The sequence below is a fragment of the Gordonia sp. CPCC 205515 genome (genome assembly GCF_048537925.1).
Classification (GTDB): domain Bacteria; phylum Actinomycetota; class Actinomycetes; order Mycobacteriales; family Mycobacteriaceae; genus Gordonia.
Window position 1 is genome coordinate 341,417 of sequence record NZ_JBCLVJ010000002.1, and the last position, 13,373, is coordinate 354,789.

The 13,373-nt window shown below is 67.5% G+C and carries 16 protein-coding genes; 10 read left to right on the forward strand and 6 right to left on the reverse strand.

From position 1 onward, the window contains the following. Positions 1-3 precede the first annotated feature (3 nt). Positions 4-1,212 (reverse strand): AI-2E family transporter, encoded by a 1,209-nt coding sequence (locus tag AAFP30_RS01855; protein ID WP_419228120.1) that lies wholly within the window; start codon positions 1,210-1,212, stop codon positions 4-6. A gap of 94 nt (positions 1,213-1,306) precedes the next feature. After that, positions 1,307-3,697: an acetyl-CoA acetyltransferase gene (locus AAFP30_RS01860; RefSeq protein WP_419228121.1), complete on the reverse strand. Its 2,391-nt coding sequence runs from the start codon at positions 3,695-3,697 to the stop codon at positions 1,307-1,309. Positions 3,698-3,888: 191 nt separating this feature from the next. On the opposite strand from AAFP30_RS01860, the gene AAFP30_RS01865 reads away from it, so the two are divergent. Together AAFP30_RS01865 and AAFP30_RS01870 are read left to right on the forward strand one after the other, a co-directional pair. Further along, a complete protein-coding gene (locus AAFP30_RS01865) occupies positions 3,889-4,407 on the forward strand; it encodes a hypothetical protein (RefSeq protein ID WP_419228122.1) in 519 nt (172 codons plus the stop codon). A 100-nt stretch (positions 4,408-4,507) separates the two neighbouring features. After that, positions 4,508-5,719: an acyl-CoA dehydrogenase family protein gene (locus tag AAFP30_RS01870; protein ID WP_419228123.1), complete on the forward strand. Its 1,212-nt coding sequence runs from the start codon at positions 4,508-4,510 to the stop codon at positions 5,717-5,719. 10 nt (positions 5,720-5,729) lie between these two features. Here the strand turns inward: AAFP30_RS01870 and AAFP30_RS01875 are convergent, their stop codons facing one another. Together AAFP30_RS01875 and AAFP30_RS01880 are read right to left on the reverse strand one after the other, a co-directional pair. After that, entirely contained in the window at positions 5,730-6,185 is a 456-nt protein-coding gene (locus AAFP30_RS01875; protein WP_419228124.1) for a hypothetical protein, read from the reverse strand. 28 nt (positions 6,186-6,213) lie between these two features. Then, on the reverse strand, positions 6,214-6,924 hold the full coding sequence (locus AAFP30_RS01880) for an RNA polymerase sigma factor (RefSeq protein WP_419228125.1): 711 nt from the start codon (positions 6,922-6,924) through the stop codon (positions 6,214-6,216). A gap of 65 nt (positions 6,925-6,989) precedes the next feature. Here AAFP30_RS01880 and AAFP30_RS01885 point away from each other — a divergent pair, with 65 nt between their 5' ends. The 7 genes from AAFP30_RS01885 to AAFP30_RS01915 are packed head-to-tail and all read left to right on the forward strand — an operon-like array spanning position 6,990 to position 11,267. After that, entirely contained in the window at positions 6,990-7,490 is a 501-nt protein-coding gene (locus AAFP30_RS01885; protein ID WP_419228126.1) for an Asp23/Gls24 family envelope stress response protein, read from the forward strand. Then, the gene (locus AAFP30_RS01890) at positions 7,490-7,864 is read left to right on the forward strand and encodes a hypothetical protein (protein ID WP_419228127.1); all 375 of its coding nucleotides are present in this window, start codon (positions 7,490-7,492) and stop codon (positions 7,862-7,864) included. Before AAFP30_RS01885 ends, AAFP30_RS01890 begins: the two co-directional genes overlap by 1 nt. Before the next feature lie 30 nt (positions 7,865-7,894). Beyond that, positions 7,895-8,077 carry a DUF2273 domain-containing protein gene (locus AAFP30_RS01895; protein WP_419228128.1) on the forward strand — a complete coding sequence of 61 codons (183 nt, stop codon included), beginning with the start codon at positions 7,895-7,897 and terminating at the stop codon, positions 8,075-8,077. Then, positions 8,070-8,756, forward strand: coding sequence for an Asp23/Gls24 family envelope stress response protein (locus tag AAFP30_RS01900; RefSeq protein WP_419228129.1), 687 nt, complete (start codon positions 8,070-8,072; stop codon positions 8,754-8,756). The genes AAFP30_RS01895 and AAFP30_RS01900 overlap by 8 nt, the downstream gene beginning before the upstream one ends. Further along, the gene (locus AAFP30_RS01905) at positions 8,753-9,355 is read left to right on the forward strand and encodes a DUF6286 domain-containing protein (RefSeq protein WP_419228130.1); all 603 of its coding nucleotides are present in this window, start codon (positions 8,753-8,755) and stop codon (positions 9,353-9,355) included. The genes AAFP30_RS01900 and AAFP30_RS01905 overlap by 4 nt, the downstream gene beginning before the upstream one ends. Continuing rightward, a complete protein-coding gene (locus AAFP30_RS01910) occupies positions 9,352-9,909 on the forward strand; it encodes a hypothetical protein (protein ID WP_419228131.1) in 558 nt (185 codons plus the stop codon). The genes AAFP30_RS01905 and AAFP30_RS01910 overlap by 4 nt, the downstream gene beginning before the upstream one ends. Beyond that, on the forward strand, positions 9,906-11,267 hold the full coding sequence (locus AAFP30_RS01915) for a WS/DGAT domain-containing protein (protein WP_419228132.1): 1,362 nt from the start codon (positions 9,906-9,908) through the stop codon (positions 11,265-11,267). The genes AAFP30_RS01910 and AAFP30_RS01915 overlap by 4 nt, the downstream gene beginning before the upstream one ends. Here AAFP30_RS01915 and AAFP30_RS01920 read toward each other — a convergent pair. Both AAFP30_RS01920 and AAFP30_RS01925 read right to left on the reverse strand, forming a co-directional pair. After that, entirely contained in the window at positions 11,249-12,169 is a 921-nt protein-coding gene (locus AAFP30_RS01920; RefSeq protein ID WP_419228133.1) for a hypothetical protein, read from the reverse strand. The genes AAFP30_RS01915 and AAFP30_RS01920 overlap by 19 nt on opposite strands. A gap of 81 nt (positions 12,170-12,250) precedes the next feature. Next, positions 12,251-12,817 carry an HhH-GPD-type base excision DNA repair protein gene (locus tag AAFP30_RS01925; RefSeq protein WP_419228134.1) on the reverse strand — a complete coding sequence of 189 codons (567 nt, stop codon included), beginning with the start codon at positions 12,815-12,817 and terminating at the stop codon, positions 12,251-12,253. Between the two features lie 56 nt (positions 12,818-12,873). Between AAFP30_RS01925 and AAFP30_RS01930 the strand changes: the two genes are divergently transcribed. Beyond that, on the forward strand, positions 12,874-13,365 hold the full coding sequence (locus AAFP30_RS01930) for a hypothetical protein (protein ID WP_419228135.1): 492 nt from the start codon (positions 12,874-12,876) through the stop codon (positions 13,363-13,365). Positions 13,366-13,373: the final 8 nt, after the last annotated feature.

Here is a 13,373-nt window from a genome sequence, read left to right on the forward strand (position 1 = left end):
TACTCAGTCGCGGTGGGTAGACTCGCCCGATCCGGTGGGTGGGTCCTCACTGTGCGGCACGATCGGCGGGCCGACAGCCGGTTCGATCGGCGGATTCACCCCCTCGGCTTCGGCCTCTTCCTCATCCTCGGCCACCTCTTCGATGGCGGCCGGTGCCGCCGAGGTCAGTAGGACGTCGACCCAGCGCGTGGAGGGATCGATGTCGATGAGCAGCGCCTTGCACATGAGGGTGAGCGGCACCGCGAGGATGGCACCGAGCGGACCGATCACCCACGCCCACACGACCAGCGACAGGAACGTCAGGGTCGTCGAGAGACCAACGGCATCGCCGACGAATTTCGGTTGGATCACCGACTGGATGATCACGTTGATGGTGCTGTACACGACGATCACCAGCAACATCTTGGACACGCCGCCATCGAGCAAGCCGAGCAGCGCCGGGGGGATGACACCGATGACAAAGCCGATGTTCGGGATGTAGTTGGTGATGAAGGAGAGCAGGCCCCACAGGAAGGGCAGGGGGATGCCGAGCAGCCAGAGGGCGCCGGTGTCGAGGACCGCGACAATGAGGCCGAACACCGTGGACACCATCAGATAGCTGCGGGTGCCGCGCGCGAACGACGAGAAGGCCAACGCGATGTCGGCGCGCTGCCCCTTGAGTACCGCGATGCGCTTGTCGTAGGAGAGTGCGTCGGCGGCCATGAACAGCAGCAGGGTGAGGACCAGGATCACCGCCGACGCGACCGACAACGTGCCCTGCAAGACCTCGGACACGTAGCCGACGATCTTGCTCGGATTCATGTTGGAGATGGTGTCGTGCACCTTCTCCTGACTGACACCGTGATCGGTCAGCAACTTCTGGAAGTTGTCGATCAGGCTCTGCATCTTGTCGCTGTACTCGGGCAAGATGGTGGCCAGCCGCGCCACGGAGAACACCAGGGATGCGAAGATCCCGATGATGATGCCCCACAAGGCCAGCAGCGTCACCAGATACGCCAGCCAGTTGGGCATGCCCTTGCGCCGCATCCACGCCGGGATGGGCTGTACCGCAACGGTGAGCATCAGCGCGAGGAAGACCGGGCCGACGATGCCGGAGATCTCCTTGAGGCCGCCCACGGTGATCACGAGTCCGGCCAGCGTCAGCAACACGATGGTGCCGCGGGGCATCGACCAGGCCTTGGTCGGTTCGGGTGCCACACCGTCAACAGTCATCCACATGCCTTCCGTTCCACGGACACTCGCCGTGGGCTGCGCTGATCCTAGCGCCGCGTGAGCATCCGTGGCCTCATCCCGGCGGGGTGATGACTCAGTGTCCCGTCCAGCGGGGCGGCCGTTTGCTCACGAACGCGGTGATGCCCTCGACGGTGTCGTTGCTGGCGATGAGCGTGTCCAGCGCCGACATCGTCGCATCGACGGCCTCGATCCGGTCCGGTATGCCGGCGACGTCGGCCATCGCGGCCAACGACACCTGCACCGATGTCGGTGATGCAGCGAGGACCTCCTCGGCGACGGTGCGGGCCAGAGACATCACCTCACCGGCGGGCGCGATCCGGCTCACCAACCCCGCGTCGAGCGCGTCGGTCGCGTCCAGGCGTCGTCCGGTCAGGATCATGTCGCGGGCCAGCGCCGGACTGATCGTCTCGGGGAGTCGAACCAACCCACCCGCGAGCGCGGCGAGGCCGACCTTCACCTCGGGCAGACCGAAACTCGCGCGTTCGTCGGCGACGATGATGTGGCACGCCAGTGCCACCTCCAGCCCACCGCCCAGCGCGTACCCGTTCACCGCCGCGATCACGGGTTTGGTCATGCGACGGCGCGCGGTCAATCCCGCGAAGCCGTTCTCGGGCACCGACAATGCTGCGCCGCCTGCGGTCGCGGCGAGGTCGTTGCCCGCCGAGAACGCCTTGTCGCCGGCGCCGGTGAGGATGGCTACCCACAGGTCGGGGTCGGCGAAGTAGGCGTCGAAGACCGAGTCGAGTTCGGCATTGGCCGCGGCATGTAGGGCGTTGCGGGCCTCGGGCCGGTTGATGGTCACCTCGAGGAGATGACCGTCGCGGCGAATCTCGATGTGCTCGTAGGACTCACGGAATCCGGGTGCGACGACGGGATGCCGGTCGCGCATGGCCTGCTTGTCAACGAAGACCCGGTTGCCATCGGCGTCAGAACGCACGTGGACGCGGCTGCCGATCGGGTCGTCGCCGGCGAGTAGGTCGAACATCGCGGTGTCGTCGGATTCGACGTTGGCGATGAACCGGTCGCCGTCATCGAGCCGACCCAGCACGATCGCGGTCCCGGGTCGATTGCGGCCGGGTAGGACGGTGAACGATTCAATCGTCGCCGCACCATTGGCATTTCGCCGTTGCGGCAGGCGGGGCCGGGCATCGAGGGTGGCTTGCAGGTCAGCGGAGTCGTCGGGACGCCAGGCGGTGGGCTGTGACGAGTAGACGCCCACCGACGTCTTGGACAGCAGACCGCCGTTGGCCACGATGAGTCCATACGAGTCGGCTTTCACCCGTACTCGGTCGACGACCTCGGCGATCGCGTGCATCGAGTAGTTGTTGCCGGGTCCGCCGAAGAACGGCAGTCCGCCGGTCAGCGTGAGGCCGCGCGGGTCGTCGGGTGCGATGCCGAGCGGATCGATGACGTTGAACACCGCGACCGGGAAACAGCTGTAGATGTCGAGGAAGTCGACGTCTTCGAGTCCGATGTCGGCGACCTCGAGTGCATGCTGCACCGCAGCCGCCGCCGCGGGCGCGCGGGACAGGTCGGGGCGGGCCATCAGAGGCTGCTCCACGAGATCGGCGTGTCCGTGCAAGAACACCCAGCGGTCGGCGGGAATGCCGAGGGCCTGCGCGGTCGCCACCGAGGTCACAACCACCGCGGCCGCCTGGTTGACCTGATCGCGGGCCACCAGCATGCGCGTGTAGGGATCGGCCACGACACGGTTGGTGTCGGTGACCTCGGTCAGCTCCGCGACCGAGCGGGCCGTCGGTGCCGCCGAATGCGGATTGCCGGCGGCGACTTCGGTGAACGGCGCGAACAGGGCGCCCATCTCCGTCGCGTACGCATCGCGACCGCGCCCGAGGCGGTGACGGCGCGCGTTCTCGATAACCGCGTATTGCAGCATCGGGGAAAGAAGCTTGTGGCGAGCCTCCTGCGCGGAGGTCAGCCCGGCGATGTTGTATCCGCGGTCCTCGATCTGCCCGCCGACCTGCTCGCCGAGATCGGGTCGCTCACCCTCGTATGACTTCGACGTGAGATGTCTTGTCGTGGACATGATCTCGGCGCCGTAGAGCAGTACCGCCGAGGTGTGGCCGGCAGCAATCTCGCCGGCGAACTCGGTCAGCAGGGCTTGCGGACTCTGGCCGCCGGTCACCCCGAGGACCGCGCGACGGGGTTGCATCCCGACGCGCTTGGCGATCGCGCGCGGCATGTTGTCGGGGCGGCCGAGCGGTGAGGACGACAGCGGACTGGACTCCTCGAAGGTGCGCACGCCCACAACGGTGTCGATCTCGGCGGCGACCGCGGGCCCGCGAATCCCGGTATCGGCGAAGGCCTGCTCGACGGCGAGCGCAGCCAGGTCGGCTTCGCTGAGCGTCCGATAGTCCGGCTCGCCGAGTCGTTCCGACGCCTGTCCGACGCCCACGATGACCGGCGTGTTGGGGTCGAGTGCGGCGGGCGCTGCGGATCGCGGCATGAGAGTGACCTTTCGGATCGGACCAGTGGTCGGTGGCAACGTGCTCATCCCATTTATCCATCCCGGCGGTGCGCCGACGCCACCGGGGCTGCAACACGTTCTTGTTCTTGCGCGTTCATGCTCATCCTTGCGGCGAGACGGTAATCCGAGTAACAATAATTACAAGTAATTCTCAGATCGAAGGAGTCGTCATGACCGACACCGATACATCGATAACCGGCTGGTTGACGGGCCGTCTGCCCGACGATTTATTCATAGAGACACCCGAGGTGCGCGTCGATCGTGAGGAGATCACGGTCATCGGCACCATCGAGTCGCCGGAACTCGCGGCGGGCGACGACGACGCCGCACGACGGCAGGCCGAGGAAGGGCGGATCTCCCGGTTCCGGGAGTCGACCCGGGATCGTCGTATCGAGGTGGCGCGAGAGGCCGAGCACCGGTTCGACCGCAAGGTCGCATGGGGTGTCCGGTGCGGCGACTCGTCGGCGATGTTCACCCATCTCGCGGTTCCGGTGATGACGCGCCTGCGGCAACCGCAGCGGCAGGTGCTCGACACACTGGTTGCCGCCGGGGTCGCCCGCAGTCGCGCCGACGCACTCTCCTGGTGCGTGAAACTGGTTGGCCAGCACACCGATTCGTGGCTCGCGGAGTTGCGGGACGCGATGAGTCGGGTTGACGAGATCCGGGACGCGGGGCCGACGCTCGACTGAGCGTCTGGGTTTTTCTCAGGGCGCGCACAAGGGTGGTCGGCGGCCGCCGCAGCGATGAAACTGTCCGGGTTGTGAGCCAACCGCGCTGAGGAGAACCACCGTGACCATCACCGATGACCGCCGCACCTACGACGATGCTGATCTCGACGAGGTGTTCGCGCCGATCTTCGCGCGTATCGCCGAGGGAGCGGTGCGCCGCGAAGTGGATCGACGCCTGGCCTACGAGGAGGTCGGTTGGCTGAAGGAGGCGCGCTTCGGTGCATTGCGGGTACCGGTCGAGTTCGGTGGTTACGGGGCGTCGGTGCGCCAGCTGTTCCGACTGCTGATCGACCTTGCGGCCGCGGAATCGAATCTGCCCCAGGCGCTTCGGGTGCATTGGTCGTTCGTCGAGGACCAGTTGCTGTCCGACGACGCGGCTGCCCGTGAGCAATGGTTGCGGGCGGTGGCCGGCGGGACCCTGGTCGGCAACGCGATCACCGAACCCGGCGTCGGCGCCATCGACCGCTATCAGACGCGCCTGACCGGCAGCGGCGACGACCTGCGACTCGACGGCACCAAGTACTACAGCACCGGAAGTCTCTACGCCGATCACATCCTGGTCGCTGCCGACCGGGACGGCGAGCGGGTCTCGGTCCTCGTCGACGCGGATGCGTCCGGCGTCACCCAGCATGACGACTGGGATGGTTTCGGTCAGCGACTGACCGCCAGCGGCACAACCGAATTCGATGGCGTTGCGGTGTCGGCGGAACGCGTGCTGGGTGCGGGTTACGGGGGAGCCGGCCGTACCTATGCGACGTCGTATCTGCAGCTGGTCCAGCTCGCGGTGCTGGCCGGGATCGCGCAGCGTGCGCTCGACGACACCACCGCGTGGGTGCGTGACCGCACCCGCACCTACACACACTCCGCCGCGGATCTGCCGCGCCACGATCCGTTGGTGCAGCAGGTCATCGGGCGGCTGTCGTCGGCGGCCTACACCGCCCGTACCCTGGTGCTCGACATCGCAGGCAAGCTCGACGAGCTCCTCGACGCCGGTGGCGCCGACGAAAAGCTTTTGGACGGAGTCGAATTCGATGTCGCGCGGGCGCAGCAGGCGGTGATCACCACCGTGCTCGACGCGACCACCCAGCTCTTCGAGACCGGCGGCGCGTCCATCACGTCGGAATCGCTGCGCCTCGACCGGCATTGGCGCAATGCGCGGGTCATCTCGGTGCACAATCCGCTCATCTACAAACTGCAGGCGATCGGCGATCACGTTCTCAACGGCGCCGACCTGCCGTATGCGTGGAGCGCTGGGCGCAAGCACGCTGAATAGAGATACACCACTAGGTCGCGTAGACGTCCTGCCACCGCACTCCGATCGCCCGACGGGCCGCGTCGGACGCGCTGATGCCGAGGGTGGTGTGCAGGACGTCGTCGACCACGTCACGGACATGGTCGGACGCGGCGACCATGTCGTCGTGGTACCGCGCGATCAGTCCGACGTGGACACCGTCGACCGCCTCCCCGTTGCCGTCGACCGCCACGGAGACGACGAGACGTCCGATGCGCGCGCGGATGCGGGTGGCCAAGAGCTGTTTGAGGATTCGGTCGTTGACCTGGACGCCCGCGGTATCGGTGGCCAATGACCGCCCGGGGCGACGCCCGTGCGGCAGGTTCGCCGACAAGGTGGAGATCAGTCGGTGGACGTCGCCGCCGGGTTCGTCGAGGCGCCGGCTCGCATCGATGAGCCAGGCGTCGGTCTCGTCGGACGTGTCGTCGTCGACGACGATGTTGTTCATCGGTTCAATCCTCTTCACCCAACCCTTGTCACTCATTGGATTTTCGCTCAACGGACGTCACGCCGGCGGAGGGCTTCCACGGTGCCAGCCGCACCGACAGGTAGCGGCGACTGCGTTGCAGATGTCCGCGCACCGACCCGGTACTGATGCGCAGGATCCTCGCGATCTCCTGCAGGGACAGCCCTTCCACATCACGTAACCACCACACGGCCCGGGAGGTGGCAGGCAATGCGGAGAGCTCGCGCCGCAGCGCCTCCACCAGGGACGCGTGCTCGACCTGGTCGGCGGGCAGCGGTGTCGGATCGGCGATGTCGGCGAACCGATCCCCGTCGGCCGGCACGTCACGCCTGCGCCGGTGATAGTCCACGGTCTTGCGGTGCGCGATGGCGAACATCCACGTCCGAAAGGAACTGCGGAACCCGAAATCCGGCAGCCCTTTCCACGCGTGCAGAAGTGTCTCCTGGGCGAGATCCTCGGCCGCCTGCGTGTCCGGGAGCATGCGGCGCAGGTATCGCAGCAGTCCCGGTGACACCCGGGCGGCGAGCACCCCGAACGCCGCGGAATCACCTGCCGCGGCGGCGGCCGCCAACGCGTCGTCGGACATATCGGTCAGGTCGAGATCGGAGAGGTCGGGCAGATCTGCGGTTGGCGTCGGGTGGGCAGAATCGACCGCGACCGACACCAACTGTGCGGTGTGATCCAGATCACAAAAATCTGTGCGTGCAGTTTCCGCGTTCACTGCGACTGACTCTATACACGGGTCACGACAGGATCCGTCCGTCCGCAGAGAACGAAGGAGTTCACATGACTGACGCCGACGCCGTACACCGTTCACAGCACGCGGCCGCCGACTCGAGCGCTGATCCGGCGAAGGGCATCGCCCTGGCCAAGAATGATTCCGCACTGGTCGGGGAGCGGGGTAAGACCTCGATCTCCGAAACCGTCGTCGCCAAGATCGCCGGCATCGCAACCCGGGAGATCAGCGGCGTCTACGACGTCGGCGGTACCACCGAGCGGGTGGTCGGCAAGGTCCGCGACGTGTTGCCGGGCACCACCACGAGCACCACCCAGGGCATCAGCGTCGAGGTCGGCGAACGGCAGGCCGCCGTCGACGTGGCGATCGTCGCCGACTACGGCGTCGCAATCAATCAACTCGGTGCCGCCATCCGGCGCAACGTCATCGCCGCCATCGAGCAGATGACCGGCCTCGAGGTGACCGAGGTGAACGTCGTTGTCCATGACATCCACTTCCCCGACGAGCAGGACGACACCGAACCGGTGCCCGAGGCCAATCGGGTCCAGTGATGGCCACCGACTCACCGTCGGCTGCCGATCCAGGACCATCCGACAGGCTGCCACCGGCGGTCGACCCGAACGCGCCCGACCCCGCCGGGACGGCCGCTCCCACCGGGCCGACGGCTCGTCAGATCGCCGATGCCGTGACCGCGGTCGACGGTGTCACCGGCCTGCACGGCGGCGTATTCGAGGAAGTCGCAACGTATCTGCCGGGCGGTCGGGTGACCGGCGTGGTCCTCGGGGACGAGGCGGCGGAGATCCACATCGTCGTCGACGCAGCACACGACCTGCGCGGTGTTGCGGCCCGAGTCCGCGACGTCGTCACCGATCTCACCGGGTTGCCGACCATGGTGACCATCGAGGACATCACCATCCGCGGGTGACCGCACAACCGGAACAGAGGACGAAAAACCATGGGAAACAACGCAACTATCGGACTGTTCGCCGGGCTGCTACTGGCCCTGGCCGTCACCACCGGCGGATTCGGCGGCTTTGTTCTGGCGGTGCTGCTGGGCGCCATCGGTCTGGCCATCGGGCTGCAGCGGGACGGCACCGTCGACCTGAGTGTGCTGCTGCGGAGCCGCAACCGTGGATGATCCGGCACTCCGCGGCACTCTCACGATCGATGATCGGGTCGGGGAGAAGATCGCGGTGCGGACGGCGCTGGGCGTCGACGGTGTGATCGAGCACCGGTCGAAGCTGGGGGCACTGCTGTCCGGTTCGACGCCCGGTCGCGCGATGATGGGCAGCGACTATCCCAGCGCGTCGATCGACATGTCATCGGTGGCACCGCATGTCGCGATGAACATCGCGGTTCGCTGGCCGGCCCCGGTGACCGCGATCTGCCAGCGGGTGCGGACCGAGGTCGCCGCCGAGCTCGAGCGCTTGACCGGCATCCGGCCGGAACGTGTCGATGTCTCCATAGCGGCCGTGGTGCCGGCCTCCGTGGCGGCAGCACTGCCCGACGGCGAACCCGGTGTGATCGAGCACATCCATGGCAAGCCGGTCCGACGTGGGTACGTCGTCCTGCCGCCGGTCGATCTCGGTGGCGAATCGCTCGAGGGCAGCGATGAACTCGCGCGCCGGACCGATGTCTGGCGCGATCGTGTCGACGGCATCGATGTCGAACCGACAGCGCAGGCTGCCTTGGCGTCGTCCGATGATGTGCTGACCGACGACGTGCTGACCGAAGAACTGATCCGGGGCCGCCCGGTGCCGCGTGGGTACATCGTGTTGCCCCCGTATGTTCCTGCCCAGGAGGAGGCATACCGATGACCGCCGAGACCCAACGCCCCGGCGAGACCCGGTCGGCAACACAGAAGACCACGGACCTGTCCAATGAGAAGGTGTTCGCGCCGGCGGCGATGCCCGCGGCAACCTGGCCCGGACTCGTCATCGGCATCGCGCTGCTCGCGGTCGCGGTCATCGCGATCCGCGACCTGCTCATCGACGTCGGCTGGCTGTCGGGCAGCCAATGGATCGCCGCGGCCCTGGATTGGATTGCCGACATCGGGTGGGCCGACTGGATGTGGCCGGTCGCCGTGGTCGCGATCCTGCTCGGCCTGTTCCTGCTGTGGCTCGCGATCAAGCCGCGCAAGCAAACCCACCTGAGCATGTCCGGGTATCAGGTCATGTGGACCCGTCCCGTCGACCTGGCTCGCCGATGCAGCGCCGCGGTCTCCCGAGTACCAGAGGTCAACCATGCTTCGACGGTGGTCGGCCGGCGCACGGTCAAGGTCTCGGTCAACGCCGAGCCCGGCGTCGATCCCGCCGAGGTCACCCGAGCGGTCGACGAGGTCGTCTCGGCAGTCGACGCCAAGTTCAACACGCGCGTCAAGTACGCACACGCCCCGACCGGAGGTGATCGACGATGAACCGACGTCCCGCTGCGCTGCTGCGCATCACCGTCGCCATCGTGGCAGTCCTGTTGCTGATCATCGGTATCGGCGCCATCTTGTGGAAGCTCGGCGTCGATCCGGTGCAGACATGGATCAACCGCATCGATCAGCGGGCGGGCCAGACCGCGACCGAACAATCGTGGTGGCCCGCGGTGCTCGTCGCGGTCGCGCTCGTCGCCCTGATCTGGGGTTGGTGCCTCATCGCCACCGTGATTCGCCCCGGCAAGACCGACGACGTCCTGCTCGCCGACAGCGGCCCGGGCGGTCAGATGACCGTGCCGCCCAAGCTGATCGCCGATGCCGTCGGCGCCGATCTGGCGGCCGCACCGGAACTCGACCGCGTCTCATCCAAGGCGACCGACGACCGCGGACGCACGATCATTCGCATGACGGTCACCGCCGACCCCACGCGTTCCTACGCCGAGATCGCCTCGGTGGTGGGCGATGCGGTTGAACACGTGCGGGGTGCGTTGGACGGCAGCGACACCCACGTGCAGGCCATGGTCCACCTGGAGCCTCGCGCCGGGTGAGACGTCTGGCGCCCGTCGACGCCCGCTTCCACTGGCAGTCGGCGGTGATCGGCAACGATCAGTTCCTGCTGTACTGTTTTGCCGGACAACCCATCCGGCTCGACGACGCGGCCGCGATGCTGCGTCGTCGAACCCGGACCATCGGAGACCTCACCGTCCGAATCCTGGACGTCCCGGGCACACTCGACCGGCCGTACTGGGTGTATCACCGGCCCGACGACGATCAGGTCACGGTCCATCGGGATCTCGACACCTGGCAGCAGTGCCTCGACCGGCTCGCCGTACTCATGGGCGCGCCGCTCGACCCGACCCGCGCCCCATGGCGTGTCCACCTGTTCGGCCCGATCGCCGACCCGCCGGCGGGTTCCGGTGTGGGTGTCGTGGCGGTGCTGCAGATCTGTCACGCGCTCGCGGACGGTCGAGGGGCCTCCGGTATCGCACGAAAACTGTTCACCGACAGCGACTCCGGGCCGGACCTCGTTCGTGGCCCGGTGCTCGACCGGCTCCCCGCGCCGGTACTGGCCGGCGGGACCGCAGCGTTGGGCGTGGCCCGGCTGCCCGTCGATCTGGCTCGCACCGTGATTCGTGGCACCGCCGCCTACCGCGCGTCCCGCTCGCAACCGGCGGTCGCGGCGAGTGGCGTGCCACCCACCGACCTCAACCGCCCACCCAGCGCGGATCGCCTGTTGCGCACCATCGTCGGACCGCGTGATCTGTTGCCGCCCGGGCACACCGTCACCGTCGGTGCGCTGACGGCCATTTCTCTCGCGCTCGACGACGTGCTCGACGACCGACTCGGCGGCGCACCCCTGGCCGTGGAACTGACTGTCGGACGGTCCTCAGAGACTCGGGCGCGCAACAACTTCCGCAACGTCGGCGTCGATCTGCACACCGAACTCGACGACCTGACCGAACGTGCGGCAGCGATCGCCAAAGAGATCGACCGCGCGCGGGACGCCGACCGCGATCCCACGCGCGTGGCCGAACGTCGCGCCACCGATGCCAGTCCGGCGATGCTGACCCGGTGGGGCATCAGGCAATTCGACGTCGAGGTGCGGCCCGAGTCGATGACCGGGGTCAGCGTGGTGTCGTCGGTCTATCGCGGCCGCGCGGACCTCACGCTGGACGGCGCACCGGTGGTGTGTACCGCGGGCTTTCCCGCGCTCTCACCCGCGCAGGGACTGACCCACGGTGTGCACGGGATCGGGGATACGGTCACGCTGTCGGTGACCACCAGTCCGGCAATCATGCCCGACGTCGACCGCTACCTGGAGTCACTGTCGGCGGCGATCGACCGGGTGCGGCGCGAAGTACGCCGCCCCGATCAGCTGCGCCCAGGTCAGGAACGCGGCGGCTGACCGTTGCGGTCGTAGCGTTCGGTGCCGTCGGTCAGCGCGTGGTGGCTGTCGGGACCGTGCCCGCCCCGCGGAGCGCGGGTGAGTCGTTTGGGCAGCCGGTCGGCGAGGCCACCGAGCGGCGCGACGGTCTGGTTGAGCAGGTCCACCGTCTCGGCCAATTCGTGCACGGTGTCCTGCATCGCCAGCAGATTCGGGGCGAGTTGCCCGATCACCTCGGTCAGCTCGGTGATCCGGTCCAGCGGACCGTCGGGGGCGATCGCGCGTTCCACGGCGCCGTTCTCGCCGACGAGCTGGTCGAGGAGACCGCCGTCGGCGGACATCCGGTCCAGGACCCCGCCGGATTCGGTCACCTTCTCCATCACCCCGTCGGGTGCGGTGAGCTTGTCGATGATGCCGCCCTCGGACGTCAGGCGTTCGAGGATGCCCTCGTTCTCGGTGAACTGATCGACCACACCGCCGGGGCGGGTGAGGCGGTCGAGAGGGCCGTCCTTGGCGGTCAACCGGACCAGGATGCCGCCGTCCTCGGTCATCTGATCGAGCAATCCGCCGCTGGCCGTGAGTTTCTCCAACAGGCCGTCGGGAGCAGTCAGGCGGTCGACGACACCACCCGGATTGAGCAGTCGTTCCACCGGGCCACCGGCGGCGAGGATGCGGCCGAACGGCCGATCCGGTCCGAGGAGCTCGGCGAGCTGATTGAGCAATGCCAGGGGAGTGCGCGCGCTGCCCAGTTCATCACCGGACAGGCCCAAGGCGTGGTTCACCTCGTGCTGCACGCTGTTCGCGGTCAACCGGGCGATGGTGACGGCCGATTCCGCGGCCGTGAGCACGACACCGGTGACGGCGAAGCCCAGGCGAAACGGCAGCTCCACCGCGGTCCGCGCGGGAGCGTTCTGCGAGTCCATGACGCTGACATTAGGCGATGTCAGGGTCTGGAGGGGAGAGCCCCGCTCGATTTGGCGCCTGTCCGTGATGCAGGCAAGCAGTCAGGAACGGCGCGCCGCGGCCTTGGCCGCCTTCTTGAAATCGCGCACCTTCTGCAGCGAATCGGGGTCGGTCACGTCGGCCACCGACCGGAATCCGGTCTTGCCGTAATCGCCGACGACCTTGGTCCACCCGGCCGGTTTCACCCCGAGTTGCTTGGCCACCAGCGCGGTGAAGATCTTGGCCTTCTGTTCGCCGAATCCGGGGAGCGCCTTGAGGCGTGCCAGCAGATCGGCGCCGGATTTCGCGTCGGTCCAGATCCGTTCGGTGTCACCGTCGTACTCGTCGACGACCACCTTGGCGAGTGCCTGGACCCGACCGGCCATCGAGCGCCCGTACCGGTGGATCGCCGGCGGGGTGGCACACAGATCGGCGAACGCGTCGGGATCGGCGTCGGCGATCGCCGCGGGGTCCATCGTGCCGAAACGATCGCGGATCTTGGCCGGCCCGGCGAACGCCCGTTCCATCGGGAACTGCTGATCCAACAACATTCCTGTCAACAGCGCGAACGGGTCGGTGGACAAGAGTTCGTCGGCCGCGGGCTCCTGCGCAATCTGGATTTTCGCCATGGGGTCATCGTAGTAACCCGTAGTCTCACCCCATGGGGATGCGTCGGAGGGGATCTATGAAACGTGCACTGATCGGGATGTCGGCGACGGTGGGGGTCGCGGCCGGGGTACTCGCCGCGACACCCACGGCGGACGCGTATCCGGAGTACACCGACCCGAATCTGGTGACCACACTGCGCTGCGACAGCCCGAGTCCCTGGCCCGGCAACGGTCCGATCCCCATCTGGGTCGACGTCTACAACCACATCCCATTCCCGTCGGACGGCCTGCCCGGACCGGCGATCTCGCTCGACGCCTCAGACCGGTCGCGCTCGTCGCTGATCACCGACTACACCATCGAAACCCGCGTCGACTGGCGCAATCTGGCGACCGGGCGGACCGGGTCGGTGACCGTGCCGACCCGCGCTCGCACCGTCACCTGGCAGGTCGATGTGCACCCGGGTAGTGGGCCGGTCGCGTTCACCATCCGGCAGAAGATCGGCCTGATGGCCTTCGTGCCGATGGTCAACGCGAAAACGTCGACCTGCAAAGGCCGCGCAACCGCCTGATTTTCCGC

Coding starts and splice junctions, on each gene's coding strand:
- AAFP30_RS01855 (WP_419228120.1), bottom strand. CDS start 1,212: ATGACTGTTGACGGTGTGGCACCCGAACCGACCAAGGCCTGGTCGATG.
- AAFP30_RS01860 (WP_419228121.1), bottom strand. CDS start 3,697: ATGCCGCGATCCGCAGCGCCCGCCGCACTCGACCCCAACACGCCGGTC.
- AAFP30_RS01865 (WP_419228122.1), top strand. CDS start 3,889: ATGACCGACACCGATACATCGATAACCGGCTGGTTGACGGGCCGTCTG.
- AAFP30_RS01875 (WP_419228124.1), bottom strand. CDS start 6,185: ATGAACAACATCGTCGTCGACGACGACACGTCCGACGAGACCGACGCC.
- AAFP30_RS01885 (WP_419228126.1), top strand. CDS start 6,990: ATGACTGACGCCGACGCCGTACACCGTTCACAGCACGCGGCCGCCGAC.
- AAFP30_RS01890 (WP_419228127.1), top strand. CDS start 7,490: ATGGCCACCGACTCACCGTCGGCTGCCGATCCAGGACCATCCGACAGG.
- AAFP30_RS01895 (WP_419228128.1), top strand. CDS start 7,895: ATGGGAAACAACGCAACTATCGGACTGTTCGCCGGGCTGCTACTGGCC.
- AAFP30_RS01905 (WP_419228130.1), top strand. CDS start 8,753: ATGACCGCCGAGACCCAACGCCCCGGCGAGACCCGGTCGGCAACACAG.
- AAFP30_RS01910 (WP_419228131.1), top strand. CDS start 9,352: ATGAACCGACGTCCCGCTGCGCTGCTGCGCATCACCGTCGCCATCGTG.
- AAFP30_RS01920 (WP_419228133.1), bottom strand. CDS start 12,169: ATGGACTCGCAGAACGCTCCCGCGCGGACCGCGGTGGAGCTGCCGTTT.
- AAFP30_RS01925 (WP_419228134.1), bottom strand. CDS start 12,817: ATGGCGAAAATCCAGATTGCGCAGGAGCCCGCGGCCGACGAACTCTTG.
- AAFP30_RS01930 (WP_419228135.1), top strand. CDS start 12,874: ATGAAACGTGCACTGATCGGGATGTCGGCGACGGTGGGGGTCGCGGCC.